The 18,998-nt window shown below is 58.2% G+C and carries 20 protein-coding genes and 1 pseudogene; 10 read left to right on the top strand and 11 right to left on the bottom strand.

Annotated features, from left to right (window positions below):
* Positions 1 to 397 precede the first annotated feature (397 nt).
* Genes BB347_RS18165 through BB347_RS18150 form a run of 4 tightly spaced genes read left to right on the top strand, consistent with a single transcriptional unit; the run spans position 398 to position 2,919 of the window.
* On the top strand, positions 398 to 1,114 hold the full coding sequence (locus BB347_RS18165) for a hypothetical protein (protein ID WP_076584175.1): 717 nt from the start codon (positions 398 to 400) through the stop codon (positions 1,112 to 1,114).
* 5 nt (positions 1,115 to 1,119) lie between these two features.
* A complete protein-coding gene (locus BB347_RS18160) occupies positions 1,120 to 1,668 on the top strand; it encodes a hypothetical protein (protein ID WP_077202649.1) in 549 nt (182 codons plus the stop codon).
* Positions 1,658 to 2,416, top strand: a complete 759-nt coding sequence (locus tag BB347_RS18155; RefSeq protein ID WP_076584072.1) for a DUF6884 domain-containing protein — start codon at positions 1,658 to 1,660, stop codon at positions 2,414 to 2,416. Before BB347_RS18160 ends, BB347_RS18155 begins: the two co-directional genes overlap by 11 nt.
* Positions 2,416 to 2,919 (top strand): hypothetical protein, encoded by a 504-nt coding sequence (locus BB347_RS18150; protein ID WP_076584070.1) that lies wholly within the window; start codon positions 2,416 to 2,418, stop codon positions 2,917 to 2,919. The genes BB347_RS18155 and BB347_RS18150 overlap by 1 nt, the downstream gene beginning before the upstream one ends.
* A 61-nt stretch (positions 2,920 to 2,980) precedes the next feature.
* On the opposite strand, the gene BB347_RS18145 is transcribed toward BB347_RS18150, so the two are convergent.
* The 7 genes from BB347_RS18145 to BB347_RS18110 form a co-directional block, all read right to left on the bottom strand.
* Complete coding sequence (locus BB347_RS18145) at positions 2,981 to 3,586, bottom strand: hypothetical protein (protein ID WP_076584069.1); 606 nt, start codon at positions 3,584 to 3,586, stop codon at positions 2,981 to 2,983.
* Positions 3,583 to 4,125: a hypothetical protein gene (locus tag BB347_RS18140; RefSeq protein WP_076584067.1), complete on the bottom strand. Its 543-nt coding sequence runs from the start codon at positions 4,123 to 4,125 to the stop codon at positions 3,583 to 3,585. The genes BB347_RS18145 and BB347_RS18140 overlap by 4 nt, the downstream gene beginning before the upstream one ends.
* 267 nt (positions 4,126 to 4,392) lie before the next feature.
* A complete protein-coding gene (locus BB347_RS18130; protein ID WP_076584064.1) occupies positions 4,393 to 4,800 on the bottom strand; it encodes a hypothetical protein in 408 nt (135 codons plus the stop codon).
* A complete protein-coding gene (locus BB347_RS18125) occupies positions 4,797 to 5,300 on the bottom strand; it encodes a transcription initiation factor IIB family protein (protein WP_076584062.1) in 504 nt (167 codons plus the stop codon). Before BB347_RS18125 ends, BB347_RS18130 begins: the two co-directional genes overlap by 4 nt.
* Positions 5,297 to 5,722: a hypothetical protein gene (locus BB347_RS19735; protein ID WP_236996021.1), complete on the bottom strand. Its 426-nt coding sequence runs from the start codon at positions 5,720 to 5,722 to the stop codon at positions 5,297 to 5,299. The genes BB347_RS18125 and BB347_RS19735 overlap by 4 nt, the downstream gene beginning before the upstream one ends.
* Positions 5,719 to 6,030, bottom strand: a complete 312-nt coding sequence (locus tag BB347_RS18115; RefSeq protein ID WP_076584061.1) for a hypothetical protein — start codon at positions 6,028 to 6,030, stop codon at positions 5,719 to 5,721. Before BB347_RS18115 ends, BB347_RS19735 begins: the two co-directional genes overlap by 4 nt.
* Positions 6,027 to 6,425: a hypothetical protein gene (locus BB347_RS18110; RefSeq protein ID WP_139327067.1), complete on the bottom strand. Its 399-nt coding sequence runs from the start codon at positions 6,423 to 6,425 to the stop codon at positions 6,027 to 6,029. Before BB347_RS18110 ends, BB347_RS18115 begins: the two co-directional genes overlap by 4 nt.
* A gap of 520 nt (positions 6,426 to 6,945) precedes the next feature.
* Here BB347_RS18110 and BB347_RS18105 point away from each other — a divergent pair.
* Positions 6,946 to 8,163, top strand: coding sequence for an orc1/cdc6 family replication initiation protein (locus BB347_RS18105; protein WP_076584171.1), 1,218 nt, complete (start codon positions 6,946 to 6,948; stop codon positions 8,161 to 8,163).
* 182 nt (positions 8,164 to 8,345) lie between these two features.
* On the opposite strand, the gene BB347_RS18100 is transcribed toward BB347_RS18105, so the two are convergent.
* Both BB347_RS18100 and tnpA read right to left on the bottom strand, forming a co-directional pair.
* Positions 8,346 to 8,771 carry an HNH endonuclease gene (locus BB347_RS18100; protein ID WP_076584058.1) on the bottom strand — a complete coding sequence of 142 codons (426 nt, stop codon included), beginning with the start codon at positions 8,769 to 8,771 and terminating at the stop codon, positions 8,346 to 8,348.
* A gap of 63 nt (positions 8,772 to 8,834) precedes the next feature.
* Positions 8,835 to 9,284 (bottom strand): annotated as a pseudogene (gene tnpA / locus BB347_RS18095) (IS200/IS605 family transposase).
* A gap of 74 nt (positions 9,285 to 9,358) precedes the next feature.
* Between tnpA and BB347_RS19115 the strand changes: the two are divergent.
* The 4 genes from BB347_RS19115 to BB347_RS18080 all read left to right on the top strand — a co-directional run bounded on the left by BB347_RS19115 (position 9,359) and on the right by BB347_RS18080 (position 13,153).
* A complete protein-coding gene (locus tag BB347_RS19115; protein WP_157525025.1) occupies positions 9,359 to 9,523 on the top strand; it encodes a hypothetical protein in 165 nt (54 codons plus the stop codon).
* Positions 9,520 to 10,794, top strand: a complete 1,275-nt coding sequence (locus BB347_RS18090; protein WP_076584056.1) for an RNA-guided endonuclease InsQ/TnpB family protein — start codon at positions 9,520 to 9,522, stop codon at positions 10,792 to 10,794. Before BB347_RS19115 ends, BB347_RS18090 begins: the two co-directional genes overlap by 4 nt.
* A gap of 171 nt (positions 10,795 to 10,965) precedes the next feature.
* Entirely contained in the window at positions 10,966 to 11,688 is a 723-nt protein-coding gene (locus BB347_RS18085) for a hypothetical protein (RefSeq protein WP_076584055.1), read from the top strand.
* Positions 11,689 to 11,923: 235 nt separating this feature from the next.
* On the top strand, positions 11,924 to 13,153 hold the full coding sequence (locus BB347_RS18080) for an RNA-guided endonuclease InsQ/TnpB family protein (protein WP_083687820.1): 1,230 nt from the start codon (positions 11,924 to 11,926) through the stop codon (positions 13,151 to 13,153).
* Here the strand turns inward: BB347_RS18080 and BB347_RS18075 are convergent.
* On the bottom strand, positions 13,148 to 16,468 hold the full coding sequence (locus BB347_RS18075; protein WP_139327066.1) for a hypothetical protein: 3,321 nt from the start codon (positions 16,466 to 16,468) through the stop codon (positions 13,148 to 13,150). The two genes, BB347_RS18080 and BB347_RS18075, sit on opposite strands and share 6 nt — an antisense overlap.
* Before the next feature lie 194 nt (positions 16,469 to 16,662).
* Positions 16,663 to 18,432: a helicase HerA domain-containing protein gene (locus tag BB347_RS18070; RefSeq protein ID WP_083687819.1), complete on the bottom strand. Its 1,770-nt coding sequence runs from the start codon at positions 18,430 to 18,432 to the stop codon at positions 16,663 to 16,665.
* Positions 18,433 to 18,555: 123 nt separating this feature from the next.
* On the opposite strand from BB347_RS18070, the gene BB347_RS18065 reads away from it, so the two are divergent.
* Positions 18,556 to 18,996 carry a hypothetical protein gene (locus tag BB347_RS18065; protein ID WP_076584050.1) on the top strand — a complete coding sequence of 147 codons (441 nt, stop codon included), beginning with the start codon at positions 18,556 to 18,558 and terminating at the stop codon, positions 18,994 to 18,996.
* Positions 18,997 to 18,998 lie beyond the last annotated feature (2 nt).

Raw genomic sequence — 18,998 nt, 5'->3', positions numbered from 1 at the left:
TGATGATCTAACTGGCTCAGGTTAACTGGGCCATGCGCTGAGAAGCACAACACCCTGCGTTGACAGGCCTTGCACCCGCCTGATCGACGTGCATCTCCACCCGTCACGCACCAACCCTACCCCACTTTCACCGATTTCGTGCCATCGATTTCGGTTGCTCACCCACCATTCGTCCGTACTCTTTGTCGGTTCGTTGTTTCACCATTGGCCAGCGCTCATTTCGTCGTTCAGTAAATGCGTTGGTAATAGTAATACTTTTAGGAGCGGTTGATGTACTGCAATTTGCGAAAGCACCAGGTGACCACGAACGATGCCAATAGCTATACAGCACGGAATGAGCACGAAAATTTCACAACAGACGAATGGCCGAATACGCGCGACGCTACCCAAGGCCACGGTGGATGAAACTGGGTTTCACGATCTCGACGAAGACGATCAGCGAACCGAATTTCGCATCCTGTGTGACGGGAACGTACCAGCACTCGAGATTCGGTTTGGTCCAGGCGTCTCCGATGGCCCAGCGACTACGTCGCCGCTTGTATTCGCCTCGACGGGACAGGTGCAACTCGAGTTCCCGACGTTCATGGGTCGAGCGTGGGATCTCGATGGGTGTGAACTCGCATGGGAGGATGGCACGATCGAGATCGACGACGATAGCACAGTAACGATCATCGCCCCGATCGACGGCTGGGAATCCACACTTGACGTGGATATGTGGACGCTGGTCGAGAACCAGACAGCGAAATCAACGATTCAGCGCTCCGGTGAGGATGTCCAGAATACGGTCGCGATGCTTCCAATGGCTGCTGTTCGCAAGCTCGGTATCGAGCGTGGCGACGACACGCGTGTCAAACCCACGTTCGACTGCCAAAGCGGACGGATTGTCGTTGTTCTCACGCCAACTGATACAACTCGATCGGAAGACTCGACCGGGCGTTCGGTGCTCTTTGCCGGGCCGTCGAACGACCAGCCTCGGATTTCAGCCGCCGAAATCGCCGTCAGCCTCGGTGTCACCGATATCCTCGAGCGTGGGGAGTCGGTACCGATGCGCTGGGTCACGCAAGACGGCGACCTGATCGGGTTCGTTACGAGCGACGCTCACGCTGGGGTGTGAGTACGATGGATCACTGGGTTACCATTGGACGGCCGATGCGAACTTCACAGCAGGCCAGCCCTGTCCTCCAGCTAGTTGACCGCCACAACGACTGGCCTGTAGCGCTCTACGGAGATCCGACGATTCAGGCGGTTGACGAACTCGAGGATGACACGGATATCGACACACTTCTCGAGACTGTTGATCCGCTCGCAATCGTGGACCTGAGGCCGTTGCACGTTTCCGATAAGGAGCCGATGGAACCGCTCTGGCATGACCGCCGGACATATGCACTCGAGGAGATCGTTACCGAGGAGAACCCCACACTGGTTCGGACAGTAAAAACGGTCGAACGCGTCTTTAGCGAGAACGCATTTGTGTTGTCCCGCGAGATGCAGCCCGATGAGGTTGCCCTTCGGAATCACGAACTGGAGGCGAACCGCGACGAGATGACCGACGAGTTATTCGACATTCCCCCAGATAGCGAGGCAATGCAACCATACTGGGAGCGGTACAGAAACCAGCCGCTTTCTGGATTCTCTCAAGAACTCGAGGAGGATGCCCATGGCAACTGAACAGGCCACTCTCGAGGGCGACGTAATCGAGGAGCCCCGACCGAAGGTGTTGACGGTCGTCTCCTGTGGCGAGACGAAACAGGCACTCGAGGACGGCGAGACGGTGCCCGCTCGAGAGCTGTATTCCTCGTCAGTCCACACGTGCAAGGACCGATATGGGCGACACTCACACGGCTACTACATCGCGTCGGCGAAGTTCGGGCTCGTTCGTCACGACGAGGACCTGCCATACTACGATCAGACGCTCTCGGAGATGCGCGACGCCGAGATCCAGGCGTGGGCAGAGGACGTAACCGACGAACTCTACGAGATCGTCCATCGCGACGGCTACGATGCTGTCGTGATCATCGGCGGTGAGGACTACGTGACGCCCCTCGAGCCCCATTTTGACGGGATCAACGCGGCCTTCCTCACGCCGTGGCAGACCTGCGAGGACGTTGGTGGCGTCGGGGAGGGCATGTCCTGGTGCAACGACGAGGACAACTGGCCTGAAAACGTCCATCACCCGGCCCAAATCGAGACGGTGGTCTCACCGGTCGCCCCCGACTGGGTGCCCGACGAGATCGCCGAAGTCCGAGACGACGAGATCGACTACGAGGCGATCCTCGAGCAGATGGGCGTTCCCCGAAGCGTATACACGCTGCCGACGACGCCCGACGGAGAAAACCGAGAGTGGCTAGATAAACTCGCCGTGCTGCAGGACGCTGTTCGCGACGAGTACGACGTGGATTGGAGCGAGGTGGTTTGATGGGGAAGTGGCTCACCTACACCGTAGCCCCTCGAGAGGGCCTTTCGCTAGATGAATTCACCGAACAGCGCGTCCGTGAGGCCTACGAAGTCGCTGGACCCAACCTGAAAGACGAACTCGAACCGCTCGGCTATCGCGAGCACGGCGTCGTCTCGGAGCGCGTCAGTACCTCGAGTGGCGTTTCTGAAACGGATATCCGTAATCTCTTTCGACAGATCCACCGCGACATTCGGGTTCTCTACCTGACCCGCGTCTCGGATACAACAGACAGCGCCTTGATCAGCGTCTACGAACCGACCACGTCGGGAAAGCTTGGACTCGTCGACGAGCGTTCTGGGGAGTTGACCTTCGAAGGTCGCGAGCGGTACGATGGCCGATATGACGAGCGGGCAGCCGAAGTACGGCCACTCGAAGATCCACGAGAGGGGACCGACAGCGACGAAGACCACGTCACGGACCTCAAACTCGAGTACGGCGCTCGGCCGTTGTTTCACTATGACTGACTGCGGCGAAAAACATCTGCAGTCCGGAGTACGGAGCGGACATTAGTACAATGTACTAACGTCAGAGCCGCCGATCGTCCAGCGTCTCGAGTTCCACCGGATCACACGTCGAGCACTGATCTCGAAACCCATCCTGAGTCGTCACGTCACCACACGTCGGGCAGTACCCCATCGCGTCGGGATTGTGGGCCACTGCAGCACGCCAACTCTCGGGATGCTCCGAGTGGCCCTTACAGATCGGACGGGTGACTCGCAGACCGAACTTATCGGCGGCGATAGACCGCTCATCGTCCCCTACGGGCACGTCACAGAAGATACAGCGCTGGCCGTCGAGATGGTCCCGAACGTCGTCCGCGCCACGGTCGGCCCGTGGGCGGTGAATCTCGACGTGTGGCAGTGGCCGTGTCGGTCCGTCAATGGGTTCGGGAAAGTCCCCATCGACCGCGTACACCGTTGTTCGTCCGTCAGAAAACACAGCTTCCACGTGGGACGACTCGTCTGCCTCGAACTCCTCGATCAGGCCATCGTGATCGGCGTCGAGGGTCTGTATTCCATCGGGTTCACTCGAGAGTCCGAGCAGTTTCTCGACCGGCAAAGCGACCAGTAACACCAGCGAAAGTGCGAGAGCAACGGCTTTGAGTGCGACACCGCGTAGCCAGTCGATCACGGCGACCCACCCATAACCTGATCTAGCGTGACTGATTCGCTTTCCTTGGATTCGTCGGCTGTCGCTGTCCCTTCGGGACCGTCCGACGGACCATCGGAGCCGATCGTCACGGCCTCGCTCGAGTCGCCCTGGTCTTGGTTCTCATCGTCGTTTCCGGCACTGGTGCTCGAGTGATACTCGTCGATCGGTACGTCGCCGTCCTCAGTCGGGACGGTCACACCGCGATACTCGAGATCGTCGATCGCGACGGATGCGTCGACGCGGTCGAACATCTCCGACGCCCACGCAGCGGCCTCCTCTCGAGCGGCGTCTTCGCCCACATCATGGACGTGAGCCGTCCCGACGCGGAGTTCGAACGTCACTGTCGTGTCGGTCGTCTCCGCGACTTCGAACCACTTCGCAGCGCTTCCAAGCTCGTCGGCGTCGGCGACGATCGCTTCGGTCTTGTCGATCACGTGACTCTCGTCGATCGACTTGGCGAGGTCCGAGTCTACCTCGAGTGTGATTGTATACTCGTACCAGGTATCTCGAGCGTGCATCAATCGATCACCGTCCGGTTCGGGAGACCGATCACCGCCCCACCACACCGCGGGCAGCTATCCTCGATCGGCTGCCTAGTGATCAGGTCTTCGAGCGGTGTGTTCCGAGCGCGAGTTTTGAAGTGGTAGTGCGACCGATTCTGAGCACACTGCTCTTCATACGTGACTTGAAAATCGACGCGTTCGGCCTCGAGTCCCCCTGCTGTCCGTGCCGGGCCGTGGGCGGGATTTCGAAACGCGTCGTCGCGACTGTCCTCACCCATCGAATCACGCTCGATTGGTCCCGGCCTCGAACGGTTGCCACGTCTCGAGGACGCGCCGTGCGAACTCAATCGCCGTTATCTCGCGGTCGTGGTAGGCTCGAATCCAATCCAATGAGACGTACGCGTAGCCGACGCGCTCGCCACCAGTGGTGAGTTGGATCTGGCCGGTGTCCGTGCAGAGTTCCGGCACCGATCGCAGGACGATCGCCGCCGTCAGTATCGTAACGCCCCGCGGTGCCGCTGTATCGCCCAACTCGATTCGAAGATAGGGATCAGCCGCGACCTCCTCGAGCGTGTCGATCGAGACGCCGTTGGACTCGAGACGATTTCGGAGCGTTGCGTAGACGGGTGCGTGAGTCCGACCTGGAGTACCCCGTGTTCGAACCCCCGACGGACCTGTGTCGGTGCTCATCGGCGTTCCCCTCGAGTAGCTGTGGACCCACGCTGGGAGTGGTCCGAATCTGAAGCCGAATCTGATTCTGATTCTGATTCAAGCCCAAACTCACGCGATGTCTCAGAACTCGACCCAGACCCAGATCCAGATCCAGACGCAGAGATGGTCTCGGCGTGCTCAGAGCGAATCTCCAAGATGTTTCGGTAGTGTTCGCGAACGGTGACTTGACTGACGCCGAAAAATGCGGCCGCCTCTTCCTGCGAGAGCTTTCGGGCCTCCCCAGACCCGTATGGCGGGTGATTCGAGACCAGCGACGCCAAATAAATTGACGCCGCTGCGAGCCCCGATGGAGAGCGCCCCGACGTGTACTGGTGAGTATCCAGTATCTGTCCACACTCTCGAGCGTACGCCTTCGCTTCCTCGGTGATCGTTCCGGGTGGAAGGTCCTCGAGTGCGGTCTCGATAGCGTCACTCGGGAACGTGAGCCCACTGGTGGACCCGTCTCGGTCGGTGCTCATTTGTGTACCTCCGATCGGTCGATTGTGGTTTCGAGATCGTCTGACCCGATGTGTGCGGGGTCATCGACGCGAATCGTTACCTTCCCCTCGACTACATTTGCAGCGTCGATCACGCCCGATGTATGGACGCTCGTATCCAGATACGCGAGTGCGATATCACCAGTTCGCTCACTGATGTTCGCTGCCGCGTCGTTCGAGATCCCGCCACGGCTGTGCAGCCCGATCGGGATATCGGCTTCCCAGTCCGGGCCTTCGCGACGGAACGTGTGGGGTCCGCGGTACTCGAAGGCCTGTCCGGTGTCGGCGTCGACGATGACGAGTGCCGAGATGGTATCCGGCGAACCGAGTCCGGGCGTCCCGCGCTTGCGTTGCGGGGACGTAGGCTCAGACTCAGGATTGGAATTGGAATTGGAATCGCTCATGCTTTCCCCTCGCTCGTTCGGTCAGCCATGCCGAGTTGGACGGCAGTGGCGTAATACTGGCCCTCGAGATAGTTTTCGACACGTTTGGGAACGTCTGCCCGAGGAACATGGGTGAGCGTTCCGTCATCGATCTGGCGCTCGAGTTTCGATTGCTCGTACAGGATGGGGAAGATTGTTCCGTCAGCGTCGAAGTCCGCAGCTTTGAGTGCTGTCACTCCCCGCCGAGCGATGTAGATCACACCGTGGGCGTGAAACCGGCAGTAGAAGTCATCAGCCCGGTTGGTGTCATCCCGTTCGAACTCGCTCATCGGTCCACCTCATCGGCTTCGCGACGTGCACGTCGAGTCGCCCAGCCATCCGCTTCGCTGGCTTCCACAACTGCCTCGACAGTGGCAGTGTTGCCGAGATTCGAGGAATCGTACACACGCATGTACTCGCGCTCTCGAGCGAGGGCGATTTGCTCGGCGTTCTCTTCGGTTCGTGCGAAGACCGTCTCGTGATCCCAGTCGAATTCGTCATCTTCGACACCCAGTTCGAACATCTCGAACTCGGATTTGAACGTCTCACGAGCCTCGTTTCGACTCATTGCTTCGACGAGAACGGCGTACTCGAGTCCAGCGTCGGTGACCGTCACGAGCCATTCCGTGGGTTTTCCAGGCTCGAGTCCGGGGAGCGGTGCCTGTTCGCATTCCGTTTCAGGCATCGTGAACCCCCTCCAGGCGATGTCCGTAGTTCGGTAGCTGTTCGTCACTGCTGTCAAAGGGGTGTGTGCTGAATCGCATTCTACGACGACGGATTGTGACCGTCTATCACGATAGTCACAAGATTTGATCATAAAGATGAGCGAGGCCAAGTTTGGAAAGAGACGAGATACAGCCGATATGTGGGGGATAAGATAGTATACTCACCAGCGAAGCTTGTACTCCCACCCCCCACTATGTCCAGTGTCTTGGGGAAACTGTCCGGTAGGATATCTGAGCGGGAACTCTGAACACGGGGAAAGTTTAAGAGGGTAGACTCTAGACTAGTCCGAACGACAGCTAACGTTGGATTATTCCTCCCTTGTTCTAGTCAATAAGAATCACTCGTAGTCGTACTGGTTGCCAATTCGCGAGGACACTGGACACAGTGGGGTGGGTGTGAGGCGGTATATGGGCGACACTCGACACACTCGACACACAAGACGCGGTGGTTTTATGTTGGTGGAAAGATATGCTCCCCCAATGGCCTTGTTTAGTCCTGACACGGATATTTTCTGCGAAAGGGATGCTCTCCGGGAGGACTATCAACCGGAGGAGATCGTGGGTCGTGATCAAGAACTTCAGCAGTATGTTTCGGCTCTACAGCCAGTCATCAACGGCGACCAGCCAGCCAACATCTTTCTCTATGGGAAGGCTGGTGTGGGGAAAACTGCTTGTACACGGTATCTCCTCCATGAACTCAAAGACGATGCTGCTGAGTTCAATGTGGATCTTACGACCATCCGAACGAACTGCGAGGATTTGAGCACGAGCTATCAAGTCGCGATCCAACTCATTAACGATCTCCGTGATCCAGAAGACCATCTACAGCCAACGGGCTACCCGCGACGGCAGGTTAACCAGTGGCTCTGGGAAGAACTCGACGGGATCGGTGGGACAATTATCATCGTCTTCGACGAGGTTGATCACATCGAGGACGACTCGATTCTCTATCAAATCCCGCGGGCTCGAGCAAACGGTAATCTCGAGCATTCCAAAGTCGGCATTATCGGCATTTCGAACGATTTCAAGTTTCGCGAGACGCTCAGTTCAAAAGTCCAATCCAGCCTTTGTGAAAAAGAGTTGCAGTTCCCAGCCTACAACGCGAACGAACTTCGAGATATTCTCAGACAACGGGCGGATATCGCTTTCTATGATAGCGTAGTTCCACACGAAGTTATCGCGAAGTGTGCAGCGTTCGGTGCGAAAGACGCTGGTGACGCCCGCCAGAGTCTTGATTTACTCATGGAAGCTGGCGACGTTGCTGTTGAACGCGACGCCGATCAGGTAACCGTCAAGCACGTCGATGAAGCTCGAGAGTTACTCGAGCGCAGTCGGATCGTTGATGGCGTGGCTGGACTGACCCAACAGGGGCATCTCGTCCTTTATGCACTCGTAATGCTTCACGAAGAGGGTGAAACGCCGACTCGAGCACGAGCGATTCAGGACCGCTATGAAATCGTCTGTGATCGGGCCGCTGTTGAACCGCTCGTTCCACGACGGATGCGCGACCATCTCGGTGAGTTGTCCATGCTCGGCATCGCAACACGTGAGGAACGGAATAAGGGTGAATCTGGGGGCCGGTACTACGAGTACTCGCTCGATACAAATCCCGATCTGTTACTCGAGGCGCTCGACGAGACAGTGGACATGGTGGGGGTCACCGACGCTATTCAGAAGCGACTCGATCACGATATCTGAACTAAGAAAGACACTGGACGCAGTGGGGTGTCTCGTCAACAGTGTCCGTCTCCCCAAGACACTGGACGCGGTGGGGTGTGTTTCTTCGATAGCTGTTCGAAAGACACTGGACAGAATGGGGTGTCCGCTAGATTGTTCGACTCGCGAAGACACTGGACAAAGTGGGGTGTGTACTCCGCTTCCTATGAGTCGATGTAGTTCTCGAGCGTCACGCTCGGCGCTGGATCACGGCCGCTGTTCTCGGTGGCCGTCTTCGCTTCGTGGCAGTCCTCACAGAGCGTTTGGAGGTTCGACTCCTCGAATGGGTGCCCGCCGTCAGTGATCCGCTGAATATGATCGACTTCCATCGATTGCTGTTCCACAGCCGCGTCTTGAGTCTCCCCACACTCTTGGCAGGTGTAGTCGTCACGCTCGAGGATCTGTTCGCGGACCACATCCCAGAGAAACATCCGCTGGACGGCGGTTGCGATATCTCGGCAGCGCCTCGAGCAGTAGTTCCATCGACCGTCGACGACCGGTTCGTTGCAGACGCGGCACAGATCCGATCGTTCCTGTGGGAACAGGTCGTCCATCTTTTTGTTCAGCTTTCGGTGCCGGCCTCGAGTCATCTACAGGCTGAGCAGGCCGAGTGCCTCGGGGCTTGACCCCGAGGGTGAAGGCCGTAAGCCCCGCTAAATGTGTTCCGTTCGCTCGATATACTGTTCAATAGTGTCGGTCGAAACATCGCCTGCCGTCCCAACGTAGTACGATTCTTCCCAGAACCCACCACCCCACAGATACTCCTCCAAGAACAGTTCGTGCTGTTCCCACATCTCCCGCGCCGTGATGCTCTTGACTGTTCGCACAATCTCGCTCGGTGAGTGCTTCGGATGAGCGGAGACGAACAGGTGTACGTGGTCGGGCGAGATGTGGAGCGATAGTATCTCGTAGCCGTACTTGTCGCACACGTCGCGGAAACTCGTTTCCAGCGAATCCTCGATAGGTTCGAGTATCGCGTGACGGTACTAAGCGGGATCAGAGATCCCGCGAGGTACGCAAAGCTTCGCTTTGCTTGACTTTGGACACCACACGAAGTGGTAGTTGACGTTGTACACCGTGTGGTTCGACCGCTTCTCACCCATACCAGCCAACACAACAACCAATCAAAAGTATTCTCTGAAGCCACTCACAGACAACCATCAGTAAACTTTTAAGTGTGGAAGAACAAGGGATAGACGTGACGAAGCAACTCAAGGTATCCGACGCCGTGTACGACGATCTTGACGAACTCAAGGACGAGGAGGGCCACACGAGTTTCGACAGCGTACTCCGCACGCTCCTCCTCCACTACCGTCACGTCCAACCTAACGACCAAGAATGACGGACGCACAGGCTCTCGTCAAGACGCTGGACTTCCAACTCGACATCCAGAGTGACAACGAGAGCCTGCTGTACGACGCCACGCTCGAAGCACGATCGGTGTACAACGAAACCATCCGCCTCGCCAAGCAAGGCGTGGACTGGGATGACATTCCTAACCGAGTAGCCGACGACGCTAACCTCGTGAAGAACACGACTCAGCGCGTCGTTGCGAAGGCACTCGGTGCGATGGAAAACTACCACGAGTACGACGACTTCGGCCTTCCGAGCCACACCAAGGACGGCGCGTACCCGCTTCGTGCGAACTACGAAGAAGGGTACAACCTGTCGCTCACCGACGATGGCGGCGTGGCGTTCCGTATCAGCGCGAAACCGTACAAGCACGTCAAGGGTGTCCTCAAAGGGAGTGACGCCCACCTCGACATTCTCCAGACCGCACTCGAAAGCGACGAGTGGAAGATTGGGACGGCAGAAGCCCTGTTCCACAACGACAACCCCGAATTGCACGTCAACGTCACCAACACCGAGCAGACCGTCCGAGACAAGCAGGACTCACGAACGGTCGTCGGTGTGGACGTGAACGAGGACAACGTAGCGTTGACCGCGCTCTCCGAGGGTGGCGTCGAGGACACGTTGGTTATCGACTTTCCCGAAATCAAGTTCGAGCGCCACCGCTACTTCACGATGCGGAAGCGCGTCCAGAACGCGGGGAAAGACAGCATCCACGACACGCTGGAAGGGCGTGAGGAACGGTTTGTCCGTGATCGGCTCCACAAGGTGAGCCGTCTCATCGTGGAGTGGAGTCGTCAGTTCGAGAGGTCGTGCATCGTCTTTGAAGACCTCAAAGAGATGCGCGACAGTATCGACTACGGCACGCGGATGAACCGACGCTTGCACCACCTTCCGTTCCGCGCCCTCCAGTTCTATACGTCGTACAAGGCATCGTTCGAGGAGATTCCGACCGTGTGGATTAACCCCGAGTACACGAGTCAACGGTGTCCGATGTGTGGACATACGGAGCGTGCGAACCGCAACAAGAAGCGGTTCAAGTGTCGGGACTGTGAGCATCAAGACCACAGCGACCGTGGTGCAAGCGTCAATATCGCCGTGAAAGGCATGAAGAAACTCGATTGGAATGTGCCTGCTCTCAACAGCCTTCCCGTTGTTCGGAAGGTGCGACGGCAGGCATCGGGGGCCGTGGACGCCCCGACCGTGACCCACCCGACCGTCCGAGGCTATCAGGCCGATGGTCGAATGGGAGTGTCCGACTAAACCACGGGAAGCCTCGGGGCTTGACCCCGAGGCGGTTCACTGCATAAAAAGGCTACGCCGCTCCAATCGGTGACATTAATTCTGGCTATTTGCTACTATACGTTGCAAATCGCAGCACACGGGCCGATTGGAGACTATTACATTTATAGACATTCACATTCATTGTAAGCTATGTCCGCACCTTCGAATGGACTGCTCGCGTTCGACATCGAGACCGTGAATGCCGATCGGCCACCCGGAGTCGATTTCGACTTTCAAAACCCAGATCATCTCGAGATGTTCTGTATCTGTGTCGCTCACAGACCCTCCCCTGGTGACGAGATCGAACACGAGATTCTTTTCCGAGAGGCGACTGGCCCGGCGGCTGAACTCGACGTGATCGAAGCTGCAGTCGAGTGGATGGATACAAAGCCGCCTGAACGAGTTCTGACGTTCAATGGCGATGGGTTCGACTTCATCCATCTCGAGGGTCGCGCTCACAATGCCGCCGATGCCCTCGGTGACCGGTTCGACGTTGTGGACCAGGTAGAATCGTTTATCGAGGGCGTCGAGAGTGACGATCTCCGGCCGGAGGCTGTTCAATTCTGCAACGATCAGTATGCGTCGTTCGAACAGACCTGTTCTGCAGTCGGCGTTGAGGCTCCTGAGACGAGGCTCGAGGCGTTTGATCTCCCTGTTGATCCGATTCCACAGCGACCCACGTATCGCTCGAGCGAGCCGATTCTAATGGGCTGTGACGTTCCGGTTCTCGGCGAGCGGTATCTCAACCTCTCGGAGTGTGGCCAGACAGACATCAAGGCATTCCGTGAGATGCACGACGCGTTAACGCACTACGCCGAGACTGACGTTCGACCACTGTTCGAGCTTGCGGATTCGCGGCCCTTCAGTTCATAGGGGTCTTCCTTCTTCTTACACGGCCTCCATCGTAACTGGCGGTTCAAGTGCTGGTTCCGTCACTGTCGCCGGCTCCGCAGCCACGAGTACGCCGGTCTCGAGCACCACCTTTCAACAACGAGGGAGTCCCGCCGTTTGCGGCGGGCGGGAATCGCGTCACTGAACGACACAAACCACCGTTCGACAGCCGGCCAACTCCCAAACGCTTATAATACTACCAAACCACATGTGGCATGTGGAATTGAAACGTACCGCCCGCGTCAAACTCGCCATCCCCGACGACCGGCGGGACGACCTCAAACGGACGATGCTTACGTTCCGAGAGGTCGCCCAACGGTTCGCAGACCGTGGATGGGAGCGAGACGAGGACGGCTACGTTATCACATCCAGAACGCGCCTTCAGTCGCTCGTCTACAAACAGGTTCGCGAGGATACTGGCCTGCACTCGGATCTGTGCATCGGCGCGGTGAACCTCGCGGCCGACAGTCTTCGGAGCGCGGTCGAGCGCATGAAGGCCGGCAAGAACGTCGGCAAACCGACGTTCACCGTCCCGACCGCGACGTACAACACCGGCGCAGTGTCGTACTTCACGGACGGCGACGGGACGGGCTACTGCACGCTCGCGGCCTACGGGGGTCGGGTCCGTGCGGAGTTCGTCTACCCGCCCGACGAGGACTGCCCGCAGCGGCAGTACCTCGGCGGCGACGAGTGGGAACCGAAAGGCGCGACGCTGCACTACGAACGAGACGACGGCGAGTACTACCTTCACGTCACGGTAGAACGCGACGAACCGGAAACGGAGTTGGGAGAGGCCGAGAACGGAACGGTTCTCGGCGTAGATTTAGGCGTGGAGAATATCGCCGTCACGAGCGCGGGGGCGTTCTACTCCGGCGGGCTGTTCAATCACCGCCGAGACGAGTACGAGCGCATCCGTGGGTCGTTGCAACAAACCGGTACGGAATCGGCACACCGAACCATCGAGAAGATGGGCGACCGCGAACGGCGGTGGAACACCGACGTACTGCACCGAATATCGAAGGCTATCGTTCAAGAGGCAATAACGCACGACTGTTCTCACATTGCCTTCGAGGACCTGACCGATATTCGGGACCGAATGCCCGGCGCGAAGAAGTTTCACGGATGGGCGTTCCGTCAACTGTACGAGTACGTCGAGTACAAAGCCGCCGAGTTCGGGATCGCGACAACGCAGGTCGACCCGGCGTACACGTCCCAGCGCTGTTCAAAGTGCGGGACGACACTCCGCGAGAACCGCACGTCACAAGCAGCCTTTTGCTGCCAGAAGTGTGGATACGAAGTTCACGCCGACTACAACGCCGCAAAGAACGTTGCAACGAAACTACTCCGGTCGGGGCAGAAGTCTCCGGCCGGAGGGGCGACCAATCAACTCGCCCTGAAGTCGGGAACGCTGAACGGGAACGGCGATTTCACGCCTGCCTCATCATAGGCCAGACCGGGAGTTCACCGACAAACCCCAGCCTTCAGGCCGGGGAAGTTGATCGATTGCCTCACCAGCCGTCGCGAAGAACGGTAGCGAAGGCATCGATATCGATGGCAACCAGCGGTCGAGTCGGTGCCACGCTCGATCAGACCAATCCGCGTTTTCGCGCACCTCGAGTGAGTCCAGTTCCCCGTTTTCGTCGGTGTAGGTCATCAACAAGTGCGTATCGTGACCCGTCTCGTCGTTGGTTTGGGTGAGCACCTCGCCGAAACGGGTGTCGCCATCGACGGTGATCGAATCGCTATCACGCCAATGTACGGCATCGTCTGGATCGTAGTTCTCGAGATGGGTGGTAACGGCGATATTGCTACTGACCGGCACCTCGTCTGGGCCTTCGAGCAGCGAGAGATCGATTTCGTGATCACTCCCCTCGAGTACCGGGTCAGGTTGGAGGTGTATCTCACCGAGATTATCGTCGGCTTCGAGTACGGCTTCCACGTCGATCGTCTCGCCGTCACTCTCGAGACGGGCATCGGTGAGCGTGTCGTCGGACACCGCGTACTCGCCGATCGCGCTCGTGCCTCCCCGGACCACAGCGTGATCAGGGTGAGCGCGGTCGCTCGATCGAACGCGTTCAGTGACGACGAACTCGTGTCCACTCGCACTCTCGAGCGTCAGTTGGACGTGATGGACGCCGTCGCCAGTGGCGTCGAACGTTGCCCGCTCGCTGTCGGTGACGTTCGCCGTGATCTCCTCGCCGTCTGGCCCGAGTGCGTCGGCATCGATCACCTCGAGTGTGGCATCATCCTGTGGGGTCACGTCGATCGACACGCGCTCGCCGGATTCTGGATTGAGCGACGAGAAGAGCAGTGACTCGAGTGCTGGTATGTCGCCATCAAATGCTGGATTCGGAGCTGTCGTCGAGTCCGACCCATACTCGTTTCCATCGGCGATGTGGATTTCGTAGTCTGCGACCGCTACGTCTGACTCGAGTGGATTATCGCCGAGTGTGACCGTTGGGTCGTCGAAGAAGCCATTCGTCTCGAGCGACCAGTGCTCGTCATCGACGGGTTTCGTCTCACCGTCGGCGGTGTGGGCGACAATCGTCGCATCGTCTTCGGTGATATCGTCTGGCACTGCCCAGGACACGTCGAACTCGTCATCCGAGATCGGTCCGTCGTCGACGTCCAGGTCATCTTCGACTGAGTCGCTGACGATATCGACCGTCTCCTCGATGTCGTGCAATCGGTCGTGGATCTCCCCGAGGTCTGCATCGTCCGAGAGATCATCGTCATCGTCGTCTTCGAAGAGGTCGCCAAACGCAGCTTCGAGTTCGTCACGCCGGTCATCGTCAATATCTTCGAGATGTTCGTCCCAACCCTCGAGTTCTGAGAGGTCTTCCTCGAGTAATGCAGACTCGAGTTCGTCGTGCAACTCGTCGTAAGCGGTGAGTTCTTCGAACGGTAGTGACGGTGTCTGGTGGACCGTCAGTTCGATATCGTCTGTCGGCGGTGCGTGGGTATCAGTATCTGGCTCTGGGAGGTAGAACGAGCCATCGTGATCGAGGCCCTGAAGGTCGCCAATCGTTGGGTCGTCTAGCTCTTCCAGGCCGGCCAGTGAGTCGCCCGGTGTTCCGAGTGGTTGCACCGTCGCCGTCGTCACGCCGTCATCAACCTCGAGTTCGAATTCGCCGTTCGAATCGGTTTGCGTGGTTTCGCGAACCAGCGTATCGTTGGCCGCAAGCTCGTCGATCTGCGTCGCGCGGTCGGTTAGCTCGTTGGCCTCGTCGCGAAGATCGTCTTCGAATCCACTCGCGATTTGGTCTGGTGAGCCAACCGTGAACGGGTAGCCGCCGGCTTCGTTGCTCTCTGGGTAGGCGCGATAGACGCCCGGCGGCAATGCGGTTCGAATGCCGTGGTGCTCGGTCGTCGACAGTGGATTGGCACCGGTCGTCTCCGCAATCGGTTCGGTCTCGAGCGTGCGCGTATCCGTCACTTCGCCGGTCGGTGAGAGTTGCTCGATCACGACTTCGCCATCGGTCGTCGCCCCGTAGAAACTCTGATCAACCTGATTCTCGATCAGGCCGCCATCGTCATCGGGATTCCAGATCGAGATGACTGTCTCTTCGTTCTCTGGAACGCTTACGCGTGGGTCCTCAATGCTGGATTCGATGATCGTATTCGTGCCGACGCCCCAATCGCTATTCTCGTGGACCAGTGCATACGGTGTGTCCGTCTCTTGGTGAGCCTCGAAATCGAACTCTTCGTCGAAGGCATCCGGCAGTGGGTCGTTGAGTTCACCCAGCAGGTCGTCAGCTTCGGCCTCGAGATCGGCTGGATCGAGGTCGGGAAGTCCGGCCTCGGAAATCCCATTCGCCGTCACGGTGGCGTTCGCGACGGCCTCGCCACGCTGGTTCTCGACCGTTCCGGAGAGTGTCTGCCCATCGCTCTCTTCGACGGTCGCCGGGAACTGATAGAGCGTCGTCTCGAGGTCCGACGGGTGGACGTACCAGTCGCCATCGAGGAGCATCAGTCCCTTCGTTGATTGTTCGTACTCGTCGCCGTAATCTGGTGGGGCATCGTACGTGGCTTGCTCGTCGCCCTCCAGATCGTATTCATAGACCGTTGGGTCGGTGTCGCTATCCGTAAGGAACAGTCGATCATCGATTGCATGAAGCCCTTTTGCGGTCTCGAGGTCCGTCTGAATCCGGTCAATAACCTCGTAGTCGGCGTCGAAGGCCACGATTTCGTCTTCGTTTGTGACGTAGAGTCGATCGCCATCCGCGTCGATATTCCACGGTTCGGTTGGGCTATCGCCAATGTCCGACTCTTCGAGATCGATCGTCTCTGGGTCGTCGAACGTCTCGTCATCGGTGTCGTAGAGATTGAGTTCGTTCGAATCCCAACTCGAGATGACCCATTGGCCATCAAATTGGGTGATTCCACCCGGATCAGACTCGATATCGTGGCTGTCGAGCAGATCGAAATTCTCGTCGTAGACGTAGACCTGGTCGTGTTGGTCGCCGACGAGATAGTAATAGTCGCCCACCTGCTCGGCATCGTAGTGGAAGTATTCGCCGTCCTCGTCGGGGTCAGGCTCGAGGTCGACGGGTTCACCGTCGCCGTCGAAGTCCTCTGTGTCGCTCGTGAGCGTCGGTGAGACGGATGATTCAGAGAGTGTCGTGTCGGTATCGGTATCGGTTGATGAAGCCGGACCTTGGGTTGCGAGCCCGGTCGGTACAACAGCGAGTGCGAACAGTGAGACGACGAGCATGAGCGCGAGCGCGACTGCTCGCGACTGTGCCCGTCGCTGGGGTGGCATGAACATACTGGCGGTGTAGGGGTGTTGTTTTCGACGTACGGGACACCGCCGACGGGTGTCGACGAGTGGCTCCGCTTAGGCCTGCTGCCTTTTTAGAATGTCACGAGCCACGGTAATCAAGATATCGGACAGGTCAGTGGCTGTTATTTTTGGAATGGTGGCTGAGACAGCTACTTCGAATTTTATCCCCGCCGTTAGGATTTCACGCGGTCTTTCAGTTCCGCCATTTCCTCGCGTTTCCGGCGCTGTTGAATGATCTGTTTCATCCCCTCGATGTTCAGACTGTAGTGTGGCGTCTTCCCGCGCTTACGTGCGTCTACGACGTGTTGGTCTTTCAATTTCGAGAGGATCGACCGGACGCTACTCTTGCTCACGTCGACGAAAGTCGTGATCTCCTTCGTGGTGGCCTCGTCCTGGTCGACCAGTACGGAGAGTACATCCCACGTGTGCCCGTCTTTCGTCCGTGTCTTCGAGGCCGCATGATCGATCTCCTCGCGAACAGCGTCGTGGCGGAGGAAGTCCATTTTCTCCGTGAATTCTTCGTCCAGTGAGTAGCCCTGTTGCTCGAGTTTCGCGATCGTCGCTTCGAGTTCATCGATTCGCTCGTCTTTCCGCTCGAGTTTCTGCCGATACTTGTCTGTCCCATCATCGATCCCCATCGAGAGTGCGTCGGCCATCCGTGCAACGCCCTCACGGAGTTCATCGAGATTTTGGACGGCCTGTTCGTACTGTTCGAGTTCGGCGATTCGGTCTGTCTGTTCGGTGACCGTCGACTCGAGCCCGTCGACGCGTTCCTGTAACTGGTCGCGTTCCGAGCGCAGGCGGCGAATCTCCTCGTTTTTCTGCTCGCGTATTTCGTCGACCTGCTGTTGGATGGTTTCACCACTCTCAGCATCTTCGTCGGTCGTGGACGTGAGCGCCTGCGTGAACTGCTGGGCCATGTCGGTCATATCGCGGGCGCTTTCGAGTTCCTGTTCCAAATCCTCGATTCGTTCGTCTTTGGCGTCGAGTGACTGCTCGAGTTGGGCCACCCGGTCTTCGCGACGCTGTTCGCGAGTGCTGATTTCCTCGAGTTCGTCCACGAGGTCTTCCGAGACAGATTTCAGGCTGGGTCGTTCGAACTCCTCGAGTCCCGGCGTCGCACCCGCATCGAACGTGCGCTTGCGCTCGAACTGAACACGGTCGATCGAGCCGTTCCAGTCAGCTTGGACGAATGCTTGGCCGTCCTCGAGATCCGCGACGGCATCACGGTACTCACTGTCCGCGACTCGGCCGACGACTTTGGTGTCGTTCTCCCACGTGAGGCGATGCCAGACGAGCCAGTTCGCCTGCGTGATGAAATCCTTTTTCACGTCCGCTGGGCGCTGGGAGATCCCGACGATTCCGAGTCCATGTTTTCGTCCACGTTTGCCGATCTTGATGAGCATCTTTCCCGTGTCGTCGAGCCCACTGGTTTCGGGGACGTACTCGTGGATTTCCTCGACGACCAGCAAGAACGGCTTCTTGAGTTTCTTTTCCTTCGCGAAGAGGTTGTGTGCAGTCTCCCTAATGAGGGAATTCGCGTCGTCGGTATCGAGGTAGCCCGACACGTCGAGGATGATCGGAACGTTCTGCTCGAGGGCGAGCGTCGCCAACTTTTGGGCGTGTTCCGGGCCGACCTGGAGGTCGCACTCCTCGTCAGCGCCGACATGAAGCATTTCGAAGCGCTCCTTGAGACCGTAGTATTCGCCATCAGTGTCAACGATTAGGCAGGGAAAGCCGTTCTCGAGGAGTTGTTCTACCACTACACTCGCTGTGTTGGATTTCCCAGAGCCGGATTTGCCGGTGATGAACCCACGGCCGGTGAGTACGTCGACGACGGGGAGATCGTAGCCGTCGATGCCGACGGGAATACGTTCGTCTTCCGTCTCTGGGGGTGTGTCTGTATTTGTGCGGTCGGTCGAGGGGTGTGTGCTGTCGGCCATGAACCAGTACACGAATTCGGGCTTCAAAGGGTTTGGTCAGCCCAATCTCGTGTGGAACAGGTGTGTTGACGGTTGGTCGTGGGGTGTCCGAAGATTCATTGGTTAGTACTAAGTACTAACGTCATGGCGAACCAGATCAAGTCCTCGGGTGCGGGACTCGCGTTGCAGATTACCGACCCAGCACGGGCCGCCGGCCTCGTCGAGGAGACTGACGAGGGAGAGGCGACGCGACTGGCCAACGTGCGTGTGTACTCCTTCGAGAATCTGTTGGTAGTCGTCGATCGAGACCGAGTGACTGTTGCCGATCGGTCGGAACTCGTTGTCGCCGCTGCGCGAGATACAAAGAGCGTCCACCGGGCGATGGATGCCACCCTCCAGATTTCGGGGAACGGGTATCAGGTCCAACTGCCGCCCGCTGAAGACGCGGGGTTTGTCGAGGGTGATCGAGCCCCCTGTCACCCAGCCAGTGGTGTTGTCGTGATCTCGAGAGACGATGGAACGTCTGCTGGGGCCGATGCTGGGCGGTTGGCTGGTGATCTAATATCGATTCGGCGAGAACAGTAATA

This window comes from Natronorubrum daqingense, from assembly GCF_001971705.1.
Lineage (GTDB): Archaea > Halobacteriota > Halobacteria > Halobacteriales > Natrialbaceae > Natronorubrum > Natronorubrum daqingense.
The sequence above is the reverse complement of the archived record's forward strand: the minus strand, read 5'-3'. Positions and strand labels throughout refer to the sequence as shown.

What these genes read in the sequence shown, in the direction of transcription:
- BB347_RS18125 (WP_076584062.1), bottom strand. Translation starts at nt 5,300, where the DNA reads ATGAGCACCGACCGAGACGGGTCCACCAGTGGGCTCACGTTCCCGAGT.
- BB347_RS18160 (WP_077202649.1), top strand. Translation starts at nt 1,120, where the DNA reads ATGGATCACTGGGTTACCATTGGACGGCCGATGCGAACTTCACAGCAG.
- BB347_RS18110 (WP_139327067.1), bottom strand. Translation starts at nt 6,425, where the DNA reads ATGCCTGAAACGGAATGCGAACAGGCACCGCTCCCCGGACTCGAGCCT.
- BB347_RS18150 (WP_076584070.1), top strand. Translation starts at nt 2,416, where the DNA reads ATGGGGAAGTGGCTCACCTACACCGTAGCCCCTCGAGAGGGCCTTTCG.
- BB347_RS19735 (WP_236996021.1), bottom strand. Translation starts at nt 5,722, where the DNA reads ATGAGCGATTCCAATTCCAATTCCAATCCTGAGTCTGAGCCTACGTCC.
- BB347_RS18140 (WP_076584067.1), bottom strand. Translation starts at nt 4,125, where the DNA reads ATGCACGCTCGAGATACCTGGTACGAGTATACAATCACACTCGAGGTA.
- BB347_RS18100 (WP_076584058.1), bottom strand. Translation starts at nt 8,771, where the DNA reads ATGACTCGAGGCCGGCACCGAAAGCTGAACAAAAAGATGGACGACCTG.
- BB347_RS18130 (WP_076584064.1), bottom strand. Translation starts at nt 4,800, where the DNA reads ATGAGCACCGACACAGGTCCGTCGGGGGTTCGAACACGGGGTACTCCA.
- BB347_RS18085 (WP_076584055.1), top strand. Translation starts at nt 10,966, where the DNA reads ATGTCCGCACCTTCGAATGGACTGCTCGCGTTCGACATCGAGACCGTG.
- BB347_RS18070 (WP_083687819.1), bottom strand. Translation starts at nt 18,432, where the DNA reads ATGGCCGACAGCACACACCCCTCGACCGACCGCACAAATACAGACACA.
- BB347_RS18090 (WP_076584056.1), top strand. Translation starts at nt 9,520, where the DNA reads ATGACGGACGCACAGGCTCTCGTCAAGACGCTGGACTTCCAACTCGAC.
- BB347_RS18115 (WP_076584061.1), bottom strand. Translation starts at nt 6,030, where the DNA reads ATGAGCGAGTTCGAACGGGATGACACCAACCGGGCTGATGACTTCTAC.
- BB347_RS18075 (WP_139327066.1), bottom strand. Translation starts at nt 16,468, where the DNA reads ATGCCACCCCAGCGACGGGCACAGTCGCGAGCAGTCGCGCTCGCGCTC.
- BB347_RS18155 (WP_076584072.1), top strand. Translation starts at nt 1,658, where the DNA reads ATGGCAACTGAACAGGCCACTCTCGAGGGCGACGTAATCGAGGAGCCC.
- BB347_RS18105 (WP_076584171.1), top strand. Translation starts at nt 6,946, where the DNA reads ATGGCCTTGTTTAGTCCTGACACGGATATTTTCTGCGAAAGGGATGCT.
- BB347_RS18065 (WP_076584050.1), top strand. Translation starts at nt 18,556, where the DNA reads ATGGCGAACCAGATCAAGTCCTCGGGTGCGGGACTCGCGTTGCAGATT.